The organism is Paraburkholderia sp. CI2 (genome assembly GCF_014201055.1).
GTDB lineage: Bacteria > Pseudomonadota > Gammaproteobacteria > Burkholderiales > Burkholderiaceae > Paraburkholderia > Paraburkholderia tuberum.
On record NZ_JACHDL010000054.1, the window covers coordinates 1 to 14,263 of the forward strand.

Annotated in this window: 16 protein-coding genes; 12 read left to right on the top strand and 4 right to left on the bottom strand. The window is 62.8% G+C overall.

Annotated features, from left to right (window positions below; all coding sequences use genetic code 11):
- From HDG32_RS35570 to phaC, 3 genes are all read left to right on the top strand, one after another.
- On the top strand, positions 1-210 hold a 210-nt coding region (locus HDG32_RS35570; protein WP_221307974.1), incomplete at its 5' end, for an electron transfer flavoprotein subunit alpha/FixB family protein.
- An 82-nt stretch (positions 211-292) separates the two neighbouring features.
- Positions 293-763, top strand: a complete 471-nt coding sequence (locus HDG32_RS35575; protein ID WP_184074472.1) for a MaoC family dehydratase — start codon at positions 293-295, stop codon at positions 761-763.
- A gap of 14 nt (positions 764-777) precedes the next feature.
- The gene (gene phaC, locus HDG32_RS35580; protein WP_184074474.1) at positions 778-2,520 is read left to right on the top strand and encodes a class I poly(R)-hydroxyalkanoic acid synthase; all 1,743 of its coding nucleotides are present in this window, start codon (positions 778-780) and stop codon (positions 2,518-2,520) included.
- 88 nt (positions 2,521-2,608) lie between these two features.
- Here the strand turns inward: phaC and HDG32_RS35585 are convergent, their stop codons facing one another.
- Entirely contained in the window at positions 2,609-3,610 is a 1,002-nt protein-coding gene (locus tag HDG32_RS35585; protein WP_184074476.1) for an AraC family transcriptional regulator, read from the bottom strand.
- A gap of 242 nt (positions 3,611-3,852) precedes the next feature.
- On the opposite strand from HDG32_RS35585, the gene HDG32_RS35590 reads away from it, so the two are divergent.
- From HDG32_RS35590 to HDG32_RS35630, 9 genes are all read left to right on the top strand, one after another.
- Positions 3,853-4,908: a 3-keto-5-aminohexanoate cleavage protein gene (locus tag HDG32_RS35590; protein WP_090809455.1), complete on the top strand. Its 1,056-nt coding sequence runs from the start codon at positions 3,853-3,855 to the stop codon at positions 4,906-4,908.
- A 155-nt stretch (positions 4,909-5,063) separates the two neighbouring features.
- A complete protein-coding gene (locus HDG32_RS35595; protein ID WP_184074478.1) occupies positions 5,064-6,386 on the top strand; it encodes an MFS transporter in 1,323 nt (440 codons plus the stop codon).
- 107 nt (positions 6,387-6,493) lie between these two features.
- Positions 6,494-7,474, top strand: coding sequence for a quinone oxidoreductase (locus tag HDG32_RS35600; protein ID WP_184074480.1), 981 nt, complete (start codon positions 6,494-6,496; stop codon positions 7,472-7,474).
- A gap of 10 nt (positions 7,475-7,484) precedes the next feature.
- Positions 7,485-8,333, top strand: a complete 849-nt coding sequence (locus tag HDG32_RS35605; protein ID WP_184074482.1) for a TauD/TfdA family dioxygenase — start codon at positions 7,485-7,487, stop codon at positions 8,331-8,333.
- 18 nt (positions 8,334-8,351) lie between these two features.
- Entirely contained in the window at positions 8,352-8,918 is a 567-nt protein-coding gene (locus HDG32_RS35610) for an alpha/beta hydrolase (RefSeq protein WP_184074484.1), read from the top strand.
- Between the two features lie 32 nt (positions 8,919-8,950).
- A complete protein-coding gene (locus HDG32_RS35615) occupies positions 8,951-9,307 on the top strand; it encodes a Rieske 2Fe-2S domain-containing protein (RefSeq protein WP_184074485.1) in 357 nt (118 codons plus the stop codon).
- A gap of 49 nt (positions 9,308-9,356) precedes the next feature.
- Positions 9,357-10,982 (top strand): 3-(methylthio)propionyl-CoA ligase, encoded by a 1,626-nt coding sequence (locus tag HDG32_RS35620; protein WP_184074487.1) that lies wholly within the window; start codon positions 9,357-9,359, stop codon positions 10,980-10,982.
- Between the two features lie 138 nt (positions 10,983-11,120).
- Positions 11,121-12,266, top strand: a complete 1,146-nt coding sequence (locus tag HDG32_RS35625; RefSeq protein WP_184074489.1) for a porin — start codon at positions 11,121-11,123, stop codon at positions 12,264-12,266.
- A gap of 30 nt (positions 12,267-12,296) precedes the next feature.
- On the top strand, positions 12,297-12,674 hold the full coding sequence (locus HDG32_RS35630) for a BON domain-containing protein (protein ID WP_184074491.1): 378 nt from the start codon (positions 12,297-12,299) through the stop codon (positions 12,672-12,674).
- A 53-nt stretch (positions 12,675-12,727) separates the two neighbouring features.
- Here the strand turns inward: HDG32_RS35630 and HDG32_RS35635 are convergent, their stop codons facing one another.
- The 3 genes from HDG32_RS35635 to HDG32_RS37370 form a co-directional block, all read right to left on the bottom strand.
- Positions 12,728-13,171, bottom strand: a complete 444-nt coding sequence (locus HDG32_RS35635) for a glyoxalase/bleomycin resistance/extradiol dioxygenase family protein (protein ID WP_184074493.1) — start codon at positions 13,169-13,171, stop codon at positions 12,728-12,730.
- A 138-nt stretch (positions 13,172-13,309) separates the two neighbouring features.
- Positions 13,310-13,819 (bottom strand): OmpA family protein, encoded by a 510-nt coding sequence (locus HDG32_RS35640; protein WP_260336725.1) that lies wholly within the window; start codon positions 13,817-13,819, stop codon positions 13,310-13,312.
- A 129-nt stretch (positions 13,820-13,948) separates the two neighbouring features.
- On the bottom strand, positions 13,949-14,263 hold a 315-nt coding region (locus tag HDG32_RS37370), incomplete at its 5' end, for a LysR family transcriptional regulator (RefSeq protein ID WP_409340085.1).

Genomic DNA, 14,263 nt, shown 5'->3' on the forward strand with positions numbered 1-14,263 from the left:
GTCGGCCAGACGGGCAAGATCGTCGCGCCGCAACTGTACGTCGCAGTCGGCATCTCGGGTGCGATCCAGCACCTCGCCGGCATGAAGGACTCGAAGGTCATCATCGCGATCAACAAGGATGAAGAAGCGCCGATCTTCGGTGTCGCCGATTACGGCCTCGTTGGCGATCTGTTCACCATCGTGCCGGAACTCGAGCAGGCGCTCGGCTAACCGCATCCAGAGTTTAGCGTCCGGCACAACGCGCAGTACGCGTCAGAAGAGGGCAAATGCGCGCCCAGCAAGCGGAATAATCATGAATGAGCTTAACGGATACGATTTCGAAGACCTGCGACCGGGCATGAGTGCCCGGTTCGCCAAGACCATCACGGAGGCGGACATTCTGCTTTTCGCGGGCGCGTCGGGAGACATCAACGCGGTTCACATCAACGAGCAGTTTGCGCAAACCACACCCTTCAAGGGGCGCATCGCTCACGGCATGTTGACCGCCAGCATCATCTCCGCGGCGATCGCGGGGCGGCTGCCCGGCCCGGGCACGATCTACCTCGGCCAGAACCTGCGCTTCAAGGCGCCGGTTCGACCCGGCGACACCGTGCAGGCCGAAGTGACCGTCAAGGAACTGATTCACGACAAGCGCCGCGTGGTGCTGTCCACCGTTTGCACGGTCGGCGGCAAGGTGGTGATCGAAGGCGACGCCGTGGTCATGCCGACAACCTGCCGCGACCGTGTCGTCGAGGACGCGGCTTGCGCCGTCAGCAAAGCATGATAGCGAGCCCCGCCATGAGAATGCCATTCAGCATGCCACACGAGTTTTCCACGGGCTGGGTCAATGCCGGCTTCGATTTCTGGCGTTTTTTGCCGGTCAAGGATGAATACGCTACGACGGTGCCCGACACCGACGGCTCGGACTTCGATTTCAACGGGCCGTTTGCGCGAGGCTCCGTGACCCATACGAGCGCCCACTACCTGCAACAGCAGGCGCAACTGTGGAGCGACGCCGTCGCCGGATTGGTCGGCGGGCGCACGGAGTTGAAGGCGGTCGCCGAGCCCGAGCAGGGAGACCGGCGCTTTCACGCCGACGACTGGTCCAGCAACGGCTGGTATAGCCTTCTTAAACAGAGCTATCTGATCAATGCCCGGGCACTCGCGGAGTTCGTCGAGGCGAGCGCGCTCGACGAAAAGGGCAAGCACAAGCTGCGCTTTTTCATGCGCCAGTTCATCGACTTCGCCAGCCCCGCGAATTTCGTCGCGACGAATCCCGAAGTCATTCGGGCGGCGGTGGAATCGGGCGGATCGAGCCTGCTCGCGGGCGTCACGCATCTGCTCGACGATCTGGGCAGCGGCTCGATTTCGATCACCGATCAAAGCGCGTTCGAAGTGGGCCGCAGCGTTGCCACGTCCAGTGGCGCGGTGGTCTATGAGAACGATCTGTTTCAGCTGATCCAGTACGAGCCGCTGACACCGAAGGTCGCCGCGCGGCCGCTCGTGATCGTTCCTCCGTGCATCAACAAGTTCTACATCCTGGATCTGCAGCCGGAGAATTCCTTCGTGCGCTTCGCCTGCGAGCAGGGCCTGACGGTGTTCGTCGTGTCGTGGCGCAACCCGCAGCAGGACATGGCGCAGACCACGTGGGACGCCTACCTCGAGGACGGCGTGATGCAGGCGATCAGCGTCGCGCGTGCGATTAGCCGGGCCGACCAGGTCAATGCATTGGGCTGGTGCGTGGGCGGCACGATGCTGTCGTCGGCGCTGGCGGTCATGCGTGCCAACGGCGACGACTCCGTGGCCAGCCTGACGCTGCTGACGGCGTTGCTCGACTTCACCGACCCGGGCGATCTCGGCGTGTTCATCGACGAGCAGGGCGTGGCGATGCGCGAGCATGCGATCGGTGGCGGTGGGCTCTATCCCGGACGCGAACTCGGCTTCGTATTCCAGTCGCTGCGTGCCAACGATCTGATCTGGCCGTATGTCGTGAACAATTACCTGAAAGGCAAAACCCCGGCCGCGTTCGATCTGCTGTACTGGAACGCGGACACGACCAATCTGCCCGGTCCGATGTACAGCTTCTATCTGCGCAACATGTACCTCGAAAACAGTCTGCGCGTGCCGAACAAACTGAAGTTCTGCGACACGCCGGTGGATCTCGGCAACATCGATATTCCGAGCTATCTGATGGCGGCCGAGGAAGATCACATCGTGCCGTGGCGATCCGCCTATCAGTCGACGCAACTACTGGGCGGTCAAACCGAGTTCGTGCTGGGGGCAAGCGGCCATATCGCGGGTGTGATCAATCCGGCCTCGAAGAACAAGCGCAGCTACCGAATCAACGATGCCTGCGACGAGAACGCCGACGAGTGGCTCGCAACGTCGGTTCAGCAGCGCGGCAGCTGGTGGAATCACTGGATCGACTGGGTCAAGCAGCATTCCGGCGAGCAGGTCGAGGCGCGCACGAAGCTCGGCAACAGGAAGTACAAGGCAATCGAGAGCGCACCGGGCCGCTATGTGAAGCTTCGCGCCGAGTGACCGGATGGCGATAGCGGGTGCGGCAACGACGGGGGGTGATGCTCAGTGCATCACCCTCCGTTTTTTTTGTCTTCACTGCCACCGGCCGTCACTTCGCATGGCTCGCGCGCCAGTCGCGCGGCGTCATGTGGAAGCGCGACACGAACCAGTTCGTGAACGATCCCTGTTGCGCGTAGCCGAGAAGCGCCGAGACGCGTCCGATCGGATAGGTGGGATTGCTCATGTAACGCACGGCGAGTTCGCCGCGGACTTCCTCGACCTGATCCGAAAAACTGGTGCCGGCCGAATTCAACTGCCGTTGCATGGTGCGTACGCTCAGACGCAAATAACGTGCAACCAGCTCGACGTTCGCCTGCTCGAGCGGCAGCAGCAGGTAGATCGCCTTGCGCACTTCCAGCGCGGCCGATTCCGCGGCGCTCACGTTCAGCGGAGAGGCGAGGCTTTCCGCATAGCGCACGAGTTCAGGATCGGCCAGTGGATTCGGGTAGTCGAGATCGGCGCTTGCGCAGACGAACCCGTTGAAGTCGCTGCCGAACACCAGCGGACAGCCGAAGAAGCGTCGATGAAACGTCAGGTCTGCGGGCGCCGGATGCGTGAAGTGGACCTCCCGCGGTTTCCAGAACTGGCCGAGCAGGGCACCGGAGTGCCGCGCGAGGACGCCGAGCGCCAGTTCGATCGCCTGCCTTGTCGGGGTACCCCGTTCGACGACGAGTTCCTCCCGAATGGTGACCGTATTGTCCGCGTCCTCGACGTACACCGCCAGCGCTTCGTTGAGCAGATGGCGGTATTCGGCCGCGGCCAGCAACACTTCGCGCAGCGTGCGTTTGTGCGCGAGCAGGACATTGATCACGCCGCTGCCGAAGGTCTGCCGCGTTTCCGCCATTTGCAGCGCGAGGGTCGGGCACGACGCCTTTTCGGCCGTCATTTCCAGTAGCCGGCAACAGGCGGTGGCCGATACGCGATCGTCCGGATTCGCGAGCGCGCCGGCGTCGATGCCGGCCTGTTTCGCGAGCTCGACCGGATTCAGTCCAAGCCGTCGCGTCACTTCGAAATAACCGCTCATGGCTACCGACGTCACCATCGTTTCCATCGTAGTTTCTCCGGACGATTCATACGCTGAGTATTTTTCTAGTCATTAAACACTTCCTTCGCGCAATTATTGGTGTTAACGCGCAGTGGCACGAATCGCTAAAAGGATGGCGTCCAATCATAAAAGTGTAGCGCGCGATTGCCGTATCGTGGGCACATGTCGTTCGATGTGTTCCAGCAAATTTTCACGCGACCTCGCGATAGCGGAACACCGTCACTTCAAAACTGGATGGAGGCAAACAAATGCAATTTCTCGACGATTCGTTGCACCCTGAGAATCAGGACAAGGTAGTCATCACCACCGCCCCTTACGGCCCGGAATGGATGCCGGAGGACTTCCCGGAAGACATCCCCGTGACGATGGACGAGCAGATCCAGAAGGCCGTCGATTGCTACAACGCCGGCGCCACGGTATTGCACCTGCACGTGCGCGAACTGGACGGCAAGGGCTCGAAGCGCCTGTCGAAGTTCAACGAACTGATCGCGGGTGTGCGCGCGGCAGTGCCCGACATGATCATTCAGGTCGGTGGCTCGATCTCGTTTGCGCCGGAAGACGACGGACAAGCCGCGAAGTGGCTGTCCGACGACACGCGTCATATGCTGGCCGATCTAGATCCGAAGCCCGATCAGGTGACGGTCGCGATCAACACCACGCAGATGAACATCATGGAGCTGCTCTATCCGGAGTATCTGGCAGGCACCTCGCTTTCCAACCCCGGGTTCATGGCCGCCTATAGTGAAATGACGGTGCCGGCTGGCCCCGCATGGGTCGAGGAACACCTGCGCCGCCTGCAGGCTTCGGGCATCCAGCCGCACTTCCAGCTCACCGGCATCCACGCGCTCGAAACGCTCGAGCGCCTCGTGCGCAAGGGCGTCTACAAGGGCCCGCTGAACCTGACGTGGATCGGTATCGGTGGCGGCTTCGACGGCCCCAATCCATTCAACTTCTTCAACTTCGTGCATCGCGCGCCGGATGGCTGCACGCTCACCGCCGAGTCGCTGCTGAAGAACGTGCTGCCGTTCAACATGATGGCGATGTCGATGGGCCTGCATCCGCGCTGCGGCATCGAGGACACGATCATCGATCAGCACGGCAAGCGCTTCACGTCGGTGCAGCAGATCGAGCAGTGCGTGCGCGTCGCGCGCGAACTGGGGCGCGAAATTGCCACTGGCAAAGAAGCGCGCGAGATCTATCGTATTGGTGTGCAGTACGAGACGGTCGAAGAGACGCTGGTCGCCAACGGCATGGCGCCGAACCGCCAGGCCGGTGTCAGGAACCTGCCGCTTCGCGCGGCGTGATCACCAGGAGCCCGGGCCGGCGCATTGGCCGAGGCCGGGCTTCATGGCTAACGCTTCCGGTGCATAGCGGGGAGCAGATAGCTGAATCCATAACAGGTCGTCGGCCCACGCGGGCAAGGCGGCCGCCAGGGAGTCAGCGTGGAAGGAGACAAAATATGCTCGTTCAGCATGCAGCGCCCGCGACGGGCGAAGTTTCGGCAGCTCAGACGGACGTGCGCGCTTATGCGTGGGTAGTGTTTGCGTTGACGGTCGGATTGCTGCTTTCCGACTATATGTCGCGGCAAGTGTTGAATGCCGTGTTTCCGCCGCTCAAGGCGGCATGGCATCTGTCCGATGCGCAGCTGGGTTCGCTCAGCAGCGTGGTCGCGCTGATGGTCGGTGTGCTCACGTTCCCGCTGTCGGTTCTGGCCGACCGCTGGGGCCGTGTGAAGAGCATCGTGCTGATGGCGGCGATGTGGAGTCTCGCGACGGTGGGCTGCGCGATCTCGGCGAACTATGGGCAGTTGCTGCTGGCACGTGCCTTTGTCGGAATCGGCGAAGCGGCCTATGGCAGTGTCGGTATCGCAGTTGTTCTGAGCATCTTTCCGGTTCGGCTGCGCTCTACGCTGACCGGCACCTTCATGGCGGGCGGCGCGTTCGGCTCGGTGCTGGGCATGGCGCTCGGCGGCGCGGTGGCGGCTCACCTCGGCTGGCGTTCGGCATTCGGCGCCATGGCGGCGATGGGGGTCGTGCTGGTCGTGATCTACCGCCTCGTCGTCACCGAAAAGCGTCTTGTGCCGCTGCAGCCGGCGAGCGTGACGAGGCAGGCGCAATCGCGCGGCATGTGCATGAGCCTGCGCGCGCTGATGAAGGGGTTGTTTTCGACGAAGTCCGTGGTGTGCGCCTATGTGGGCAGCGGCCTCCATCTGCTGGTTCCCGCCGCTGTGTGGGCATGGATGCCGAGCTTCCTGAATCGCTACTACGGCATGGCCACCGGCAAGGCTGCGATGTGCGCGGCGGTGTTCGTGCTGGTGACCGGGGTGGGCATGGTGGTGTGCGGAAACCTCGCCGACCGGCTCAGCAAGAACATGCGGGAACGCAAGTGGAGCGCCGCGATCGCCTTCTGCCTCGCCTGTTTCGTTCTGCTCGCGATCGGCTTGCGGATGCCCGCGGGGCCATGGCAGCTGGTCGTGATCGGCGCCGGCATGTTCTTCTGCGCCGGTGCGAGCGGCCCGTCGGGTGCGATGGTGGCGAACCTCACGCCGCCGACGATTCACGCCTCGGCGTTTGCGACCCTGACGCTCGCGAACAACCTGCTGGGCCTCGCGCCGGCGGCTGTTCTCACGGGAATCATCGCCGATCGGATCGGACTGCTGGGCGCGTTGCAACTGGTGCCGTTCGCACCGCTCGTCGCGGCCGCCGCATTCATGATCGGCAAACGGAACTACTCGGGCGATCTGGATCGGCTGAACACGCTGCGCGAGCAGGCCGCACGCTGACATCGCATGGTGCCGCGCGGACGGCGCGGAGCACGGAACCTGTAACTGCGCCGCTGGCGCAACGAATTCTGCAAAGTGCAGATCAAGTAAAGAATTGGAGAGTCAACATGGCAAAGGCAGTTCGCTTTCATGAAACCGGTGGTCCCGACGTGCTGCGCTACGAGGACGTCGAAGTGGGCAACCCCGGTCCCGGTCAGGTTCGCCTGCGCCATCAGGCAGTGGGCCTCAATTTCGCCGACACCTACTTTCGCAGCGGCCTGTATCCGGTCCCGCTGCCCGCGGGGATGGGCGTGGAGGCCGCGGGCGTGGTCGAGGCCGTTGGCCCGGACGTCACGAACGTCGCGGTGGGCGATCGTGTGACCTACACGGGCTTCCTCAACACGCTCGGCGCGTACAGCACCGAACGCCTGATTCCGGCCGCGCCGCTGATCCGGCTGCCCGATGCGATCGACTGCGAAACGGCTGCCGGCATGACCATGCGCGGGTTGACCTCGGCGTATCTGATGCGCCGCATTCACGACTTCAAGGCGGGCGACACGATACTTCTGCATGCCGCCGCCGGCGGTGTCGGCCTGATCGTTTCGCAATGGGCGAAGCTGCTGGGTCTGACCGTGATCGGCACGGTTTCGAACGAGGCCAAGGGCGAGGTGGCCCGCGCGCACGGCTGCGACCACGTCATCAACTACAGCCACGAAGACGTCGCCAGGCGCGTGCGCGAACTGACCGATGGCGTCGGCGTGAACGTCGTGTTCGACAGCGTCGGCAAAGACACCTTCGAGGCCTCGCTCGATTCGCTGAAGCGCCGCGGTCTGCTGGTTTGCGTCGGCACGGCCTCCGGCCCGATCCCGCCGTTCAATCCGCAACTGCTGGCTATGAAAGGCTCGCTCTATCTGACCCGCCCGGCGCTGGCTGACTACATCGCCGACCCGGCCGAGAAGGACGAGCTTGCCGGCGAAATCTTCGGGCTCATCGCCTCGGGACGCATCAAGATCGAGCTGAATCAGCGCTATGCGCTCGAAGATGCGGCGCAAGCCCATCGTGATCTGGAGTCGCGCAAGACGACGGGTTCGTCGATCTTCGTCATCTAAGGAGCTGGCCATGCGAGTCGAACAACTGACGTACTCGATCGGCGCCGAACTGATAGGGGTGAATCTCGCCCACGCCATCCATGACGATGGCCTGTTTGCCCAAATCCGCTCGGCGCTGCTGAAGCACCGGGTGCTGTTCCTGCGCGACCAGGACATCACGCGTGCCGAACACGTGGCGTTCGCGCGCCGCTTCGGCGAACTGGAAGACCATCCGGTCGCGGGCAGCGATCCGGAAAATCCGGGCCTCGTGCGGATCTACAAGACCCCGGATCAGCCCAACGACCGCTACGAAAACGCGTGGCACGCCGACGCCACCTGGCGCGAAGCGCCGCAGTTCGGTGCCGTGCTGCGCTGCGTCGAGTGTCCGCCCGTCGGCGGCGACACGATGTGGGCGAACATGGTCCTCGCCTACGAGAATCTGCCGGCGTACGTGAAGGCTCAGGTCGCGGACCTGCGCGCGCGCCACAGCATCGAGGCGAGCTTCGGTGCCGCGATGCCGATCGAAAAGCGTCTCGCGCTGAAGGCGCAATTTCCGGACGCGGAGCACCCGGTCGTGCGCACGCATCCGGAAACGGAGGAGAAGGTGCTGTTCGTGAGCGCTTTCACGAGCCATTTCACGAACTTTCACACGCCGGAGCGAGTGCGCTTCGGGCAGGACGCGAATCCGGGCGCGGGCGATCTGCTGCGCTATCTGATCAGCCAGGCGTACATCCCCGAGTACCAGGTGCGCTGGCGCTGGCAGAAGAACAGCATCGCGATCTGGGACAACCGCAGCACGCAGCACTATGCGGTGATGGACTACCCGCCGTGCCACCGCAAGATGGAACGCGCCGGCATCGTCGGCGACAAGCCGTACTGAACTAGCAGGTAGCTTCCCATGAATTACGAATTGAAACCGACCATTCTGATGGTTCCGGGTCTGCGCGACCACGTCGCGGAGCATTGGCAAACCCTGCTGCAGCAACGGCTGCCGAAAGCGCTGTCGGTGCCGCCCCTCGAGCACGACAAGCTCAGTTGCGCGGCACGCGTCGCGGCGCTCGATGCCACGCTCGCGCGGATCGACGGCCCGGTCATTCTGGTCGCGCATAGCGCTGGCGTGATGATCACCGTGCATTGGGCGGCGCAGCACAAGCGCGAGATTCACGGTGCGCTGCTCGCGGCGCCCGCGGACCTCGAGACGCCGATGCCGGCGGGCTATCCGGAGCTGGATACGCTCGAGCAGAACGGCTGGCTGCCGATTCCGCGCAAGCCGCTGCCGTTTCCGAGCATCGTCGGCGCGAGCCGCAACGATCCGCTCGCGCGGTTCGAGAAGGTGCAGGAGATGGCGCAGGACTGGGGCAGCCGCCTCGTCGATCTCGGCGAAGTGGGGCACCTCAACCCTGCTTCGGGCTTTGGCGAATGGCCGATGGCGGAGACGTTGATTCGCCGCCTGGTACTGATGTGACGCGGCCCGCGTCGGATCAGAAGGAGTCTGGGATGTCGCGTCGGATCGTGGTGGGTATTGCCGGCGAGCTCGCGCCGGGCCAGCGCAAGCTGGCCTTCATCGACGGCCGCAGCATCGTGCTGTTCAACGTCGAAGGCACGCTTCACGCCATCGACAACACATGTCCGCACAACGGGGCCGCGCTGTCGAGCGGCCAGCTGGAAGGCTGCATGTTGCGCTGTCCGGCGCACGGTCTGCGCTTCGACGTGCGCACGGGCTGCATGGCGGGAACAGGCGGATTGAGCGTGACGACCTTCCCGGTCGAAATAGTGGATTCAAAGGTGGTGGTGAGTCTCGACGAGGCGAACGCGACGCCCTCGCATGTGCGAGCCGGCAGCGCGGCAACGTAAGGCCGGTAGGCCTGGCCCGAGACGCCACAACCAATCAGGAGACGGAAAGATGCAAGGCTTGATGATGCAGCAGTCGCTGCTGGTTTCCGCGCTGCTCACGCACGCGGAGCGCCATCACGGCGAACAGGAAATCGTGTCGCGACGCGTGGAAGGAGACATCCATCGTTATTCGTATCGGCACCTCGCGCAGCGCGCGCGCCGTATGGCCAACGCGCTGTCGACGCTCGGCGTCGGCCAGGGCGAGCGCGTCGCGACGCTCGCGTGGAACGGCTATCGCCACATGGAGCTCTATTTCGCGGTGTCGGGCTCCGGGTCCGTGCTGCATACGCTGAACCCACGACTGCACGTCGACCAGCTCGCGTACATCATCGAGCATGCGGAAGATCGTGTCGTGTTCTTCGACCTGACCTTTCTGCCGTTGATCGAGAGCGTCGCGCCCCGGGTGAAGAGCCCGAAAGTATTCGTGGCGATGACCGATCGCGCGCACATGCCGCAAGCGAACGACCTGACCGGCATGCTGATGTGCTACGAGGATCTGCTCGAGTTGCACGACGACGTTTTCGAGTGGCCGCTGCTCGATGAAAACAGCGCGTCGTCGCTGTGCTACACGTCGGGCACCACCGGCAATCCGAAGGGCGTGCTGTATAGCCATCGTTCGACCGTGCTGCACACCTACGCGGCGGCGCTGCCCGATTCGCTGAACTGTTCCGCGCGCGACGTGATCCTGCCGGTCGTGCCGATGTTTCATGTGAACGCGTGGGGACTGCCCTATATCGCCTGCATGGTCGGCGCGAAGCTGGTGTTTCCGGGGCCGGCGCTCGACGGCAAGTCGCTCTATGAACTGATCGAAACGGAACACGTGACGCTGTCGGCCGGCGTGCCGACGGTGTGGCAGGGACTGCTCACGCATGTCGATGCGATGGGCGGGACCTTCTCGTCGATGCGACGCACGGTGATCGGCGGCGCGCCGTGTCCGACCGCGATGACCGAGGCGTTCCAGAAGCGCCACCGGGTGGAGGTACTGCACGCGTGGGGCATGACCGAATTGAGCCCGATCGGCACGGTCTGCAGCTTCAAGGCGCATCAGCAGTCGCTGCCGATGGAGGATCAGTACAAGGTTCAGGCGAAGCAGGGACGCGCGCTGTTCGGCATCGACATGCGGATCGTCGACTCCAACGGTAATGAATTGCCGTGGGGCGGCGAGAACGCTGGCGATCTGCAGGTGCGCGGTCACTGGGTCACGCAGCAGTACTTCGGCGCCGACGTCGAGTCGCCATTGTGCGACGGCTGGTTTCCGACCGGCGACATCGCGACGATCGACCGGCACGGCTTCATGCAGATCACCGATCGCAGCAAGGACGTGATCAAGTCGGGCGGCGAATGGATCAGTTCGGCGGCGATCGAAAACGTCGCTTATCTGCATCCGGAAGTCTCGACGGCAGTGTGTATCGCCGCACGGCATCCGAAGTGGGACGAACGGCCGCTGCTGCTGGTCGTGAAAAAGCCGGGCAGCGAGCTGGCCAGCGACGAACTGCTGTCCTTCTTCAACGGGCGGGTCGCGCGCTGGTGGACTCCCGATGCAGTGGTGTTCGTCGACACGGTGCCTATCGGCGCAACAGGCAAGGTCCTGAAGAACCAGTTACGCGATCAATTCGGCAACTACTACCTGCCCTGACGCACGGCTTTCGCAGCAACGTAGTTCGATTCACGCAACAACGCGACCGGGTACGCCCGGCGCACACAAAACCACCAACCACTTGAAGCGACCGCAGCATCGGCTTTTGCGCCACCGCCGGTACGCGAAGGAGACACAATGAAGTTGAAGTCAAGCAGCGCTGTCGTGTTGGCCATTTTCGCCACCGCGGCTCATGCGCAGTCGTCAGTGACGCTTTATGGCGTAGTCGATACGGGGCTGCTGTATCAGAGCACATCGGCCGCTACGTTTCTGCCGCACGCGCCGAACACGGGCAAAATTTATCAGCTGAAGGACGGCGGTATCTATTCGAGCTTCTGGGGTATGAAGGGAAGCGAAGACATCGGCGGCGGCTACAAGATCAACTTCAAGCTGCAGGGTGCGTTCAACACCACGAACGGCAAGTTCGGTCTGTCCGACACGCCGGGCGTCACGGCGATCTTCAACCAATTCGCGACGGTCGGCGCATCGGGGCCGTTCGGTACCTTCGACGCCGGCCGGCAGATCATTCCGATGATCTACGCGATGGCGGAAACCGACGTCCGCGGCGCGCAGTATTTCGGCAGTATTCTGACCGCGTGGCTGGGCATCAATCAGGCGGCCGGCTGGCCTGGCACGAGCACGAACGCGCCGATCGGCGCGCTGTACGACAGTAACGCGCTCGTCTACAACTCGCCGAAATTCCATGGCGCGTCGCTCGCGCTCGAGTATGCGCCGGGCGGCGTCGCCGGTCAGTTCCAGGGCGGTACGCGCGAGTCGGCCGTGCTCAAGTATTCGAACTACGGTCTGAATCTGTCCGCGTTGTATTACAACGGCCACGATACCAACCCGTACCCGATCACCTACCCGGCGGCGCCCGCTATCCCCGCGACCGGGCTTGCGAACAACCGTTTCTACTATTTCGGTGCGATGTACACGATCGCCGGATTTTCGGTGTCGGCCTCGTACGGCGCCGGCAAGAACCCGGCCCATACCAACACCGCGGACTTCGAAATGATCTCGGGGGGCCTCGGCTACCAGTTCAATACGCGTTTCAAGATCACGTCCGGGTACTACTACCTGAAAGACAAGAACAACTCGGCGAACCATTCGGGCGAGTTCGCCGTGGGCGCGGAATACAACCTGTCGCAGCGCACCAAGGCTTACGCGCAGGTGGGTTATGTCAACAACAGGGGGACCATGAACCAGACCATCGTCTATGGCGCCCCGGTTGCGCCTGGCGTGTCCACCACGGCGGCCATGGTCGGCATCCGCCATAACTTCTGATTACGTCTCCTATAACAACTGGAGTATTCGATGAAAAGCATTCAGGCACGCGCGTTGGCGATTGCCATATTGATTCTGGCCGCGTCGAGCAGCGCATGGTCGCAGTCGGGCCAGACGGCTAGTGCAGCTTCGGGCGCACCCGCGATGTCAGCTAGCGCAGCCGCTCCCGTCAGCTCGAGGAAAGCCAATCGCGCGCTGCGTCGGCAGGTGTATGCCGCGATCGGCAAGCATAAGGAGATCAGCGCCGGCAATATAAGCGTCATCGCAAAAGGCGGCGCGGTGACGCTGAACGGCACGGTCACCGACGTTTCCCAGATCAATCAGGTCGCGGAGATCGCGAAGGGTGTTCCGGGGGTGACTTCGGTGACCAACAAGCTCACGGTGCAAAAGCCGTTCGGCGGGATGTAAAAAGAGCTCACGCATCGGGGGATTAAGCGCGAGGAGCCCAATATAACAATCCACTAGCTGTCGAACAGCGCCGTGTAACGGCGCTGCATCTCTTCAGGCGTGAGCGCTTCGATCTGCGCACCGAGCATCCATTCGTGGCCGAATGGATCGCGCACGGTCGCCGAGCGCTCGCCATAAAAATGATCGGTTAGCGGGCGGACCACGGTTGCGCCCGCTGCAACCGCTCGTGCGAACAGCTCGTCGACGTCGTCGCAGTGGATATGCAGCAGCACACTCGGCCGGCTGTCGCCGGTCGGTCCGAGCATGTCGTGCTCGGGATATTCATCGGACAGCATCACAGTGGCGGGACCGATCTTCACTTCGGCATGACCGATGCGGCCGCCTGGCTCGGTCAGGCGAAACTGCTCGACGCCGCCGAATGCCTGCGCGTAGAACTCGATAGCCCGTGCGGCGTTGCGCACGCGCAGATAGGGGTAGACCTCGTGGATCGTGTTCATCGTCACCTCCTGGTTGCTGGTGGTGATTATCGGAGAAACGTGTCAATCCAAGGGCTTTTTTGCATTTTCGATGCCGGAGCCCGCGCCAACAGGCCGCCAGTGAATCTCGTGTGCACTGGACGAGGTCTGCCTCATGTATTAGTTCAATACGATCTCCACGCGCCGGTTTTTTGCGCGTCCGTCTGCCGTCGTATTCGGCGAAACGGGATTGGCACTGCCGTGTCCGTTGACAACGAATTGCTGCGCCTTCAATCCGTGGCTCTGCAGATACTGCGCGACGCTTTGCGCGCGCTGCGTCGATAATTTCTGATTGTAGGAGCTGGATGCCGTCGCGTCGGTATAGCCATTCACCGTGACGGTGTCGAACCTCGCACCTGCCGCAGTTTTGATCAGCGCGTCGAGACGAAGACGAGCTTCGGTCGTGAGCGTCGCCTTATTGAGTTCGAAAGTTGCATCGCCGTTCAACGACAGCTTCTGAGGCGGCACGCGTGCTGGAGCGGCAACCCGCGCGACGGGGGGAGCAGCAGGCATCGGTGAAGGGGCTGCGACCGGAGCTGTCTGCGCGACAGGCGCCGCTCCGCACTGGAATGTCAGCGTGCGCACGTCGCGATGACTTCCAGCGGCCGCAAGCGGTGCAATCTCCTGCATCGGACGCACGGGGTTCTTGCCGCAGATTTCGCGAGCCTTCGAATAACAGGTGTTCTGGCTCGAGATGAGTCCATCGCAACACCTTATACGAAACGGTGTTGCACTTCAGATTTGAGGCCGCCGTCGACATCATTCGCGATTATTCCGCTTCCATTTCCCGATCCACTTCTGTTGCCCGCTTCCGTTGCGATTGGCGCCGTCACAGGGCTGTCGCTTGCACTTCGGTGCTGTCGTTAATTTTTCCATGCACGTGGGCACGGTGACCTTCGCCATCAGACGCGATGTCGCGCCGTAGCAACTTCGCGAATCGTTTCTACGATTTCCGCGGATTGGGTGTTTCTGGATATTAACAGCCGGTTGCGAAATGCCGAGCAGGGCCGCCGCCTTGCTCGTGCTTCCTGCGTTCATGACCGCCCTGAACACTTCAATATCCCTGATTCGCAT

What these genes read in the sequence shown, in the direction of transcription:
- HDG32_RS35575 (WP_184074472.1), top strand. Translation starts at nt 293, where the DNA reads ATGAATGAGCTTAACGGATACGATTTCGAAGACCTGCGACCGGGCATG.
- phaC (WP_184074474.1), top strand. Translation starts at nt 778, where the DNA reads ATGAGAATGCCATTCAGCATGCCACACGAGTTTTCCACGGGCTGGGTC.
- HDG32_RS35585 (WP_184074476.1), bottom strand. Translation starts at nt 3,610, where the DNA reads ATGGAAACGATGGTGACGTCGGTAGCCATGAGCGGTTATTTCGAAGTG.
- HDG32_RS35590 (WP_090809455.1), top strand. Translation starts at nt 3,853, where the DNA reads ATGCAATTTCTCGACGATTCGTTGCACCCTGAGAATCAGGACAAGGTA.
- HDG32_RS35595 (WP_184074478.1), top strand. Translation starts at nt 5,064, where the DNA reads ATGCTCGTTCAGCATGCAGCGCCCGCGACGGGCGAAGTTTCGGCAGCT.
- HDG32_RS35600 (WP_184074480.1), top strand. Translation starts at nt 6,494, where the DNA reads ATGGCAAAGGCAGTTCGCTTTCATGAAACCGGTGGTCCCGACGTGCTG.
- HDG32_RS35605 (WP_184074482.1), top strand. Translation starts at nt 7,485, where the DNA reads ATGCGAGTCGAACAACTGACGTACTCGATCGGCGCCGAACTGATAGGG.
- HDG32_RS35610 (WP_184074484.1), top strand. Translation starts at nt 8,352, where the DNA reads ATGAATTACGAATTGAAACCGACCATTCTGATGGTTCCGGGTCTGCGC.
- HDG32_RS35615 (WP_184074485.1), top strand. Translation starts at nt 8,951, where the DNA reads ATGTCGCGTCGGATCGTGGTGGGTATTGCCGGCGAGCTCGCGCCGGGC.
- HDG32_RS35620 (WP_184074487.1), top strand. Translation starts at nt 9,357, where the DNA reads ATGCAAGGCTTGATGATGCAGCAGTCGCTGCTGGTTTCCGCGCTGCTC.
- HDG32_RS35625 (WP_184074489.1), top strand. Translation starts at nt 11,121, where the DNA reads ATGAAGTTGAAGTCAAGCAGCGCTGTCGTGTTGGCCATTTTCGCCACC.
- HDG32_RS35630 (WP_184074491.1), top strand. Translation starts at nt 12,297, where the DNA reads ATGAAAAGCATTCAGGCACGCGCGTTGGCGATTGCCATATTGATTCTG.
- HDG32_RS35635 (WP_184074493.1), bottom strand. Translation starts at nt 13,171, where the DNA reads ATGAACACGATCCACGAGGTCTACCCCTATCTGCGCGTGCGCAACGCC.
- HDG32_RS35640 (WP_260336725.1), bottom strand. Translation starts at nt 13,819, where the DNA reads ATGCAGGAGATTGCACCGCTTGCGGCCGCTGGAAGTCATCGCGACGTG.